Origin of the sequence: Pseudocitrobacter cyperus (genome assembly GCF_039889165.1) — a bacterium.
GTDB classification, from domain to species: domain Bacteria; phylum Pseudomonadota; class Gammaproteobacteria; order Enterobacterales; family Enterobacteriaceae; genus Pseudocitrobacter; species Pseudocitrobacter cyperus.
The window spans coordinates 1-385 of sequence record NZ_JAYMYY010000031.1; the positions used below are offsets into that span (position 1 = coordinate 1).

At 58.2% G+C, this 385-nt stretch carries 1 pseudogene; it reads right to left on the reverse strand.

Going from position 1 to position 385, the window contains the following annotated elements:
* Window positions 1–385: pseudogene (locus VSR74_RS23205) on the reverse strand (transposase); the annotation flags it as partial.

Consider the following 385-nt stretch of genomic DNA (forward strand, 5'->3'; position numbering starts at 1 on the left):
TCGGTAGCCAAAACGCCTGCGCTCCAGTGCCAGCTCAGTGCGCATCAGCCGCCGGACGCTGAGCCTCATAGCGGCAGGTCGACAGGGACAAACCTGTAAGCCAGCAGGCACGACGTTGCGACTGACCGGTCGCATCACACATCAACATCACGGCTTCCCGCTTCTGGTCTGTCGTCAGTACTTTCGCCCCAGAGCCACCTGAAGTGCTTTCTTATCCAGCATGGCTTCGGCAAGCAGCTTCTTGAGTCTGGCGTTCTCTTCCTCAAGCGACTTCAGGCGCTTAACCTCAGTCACCTCCATACCGCCATACTTCTTACGCCAGATGTAAAAGGTGGCGTCGGAAATGGCGTGCTTACGGGCAGAAATCCCGGCTTCAGCCTCGCGG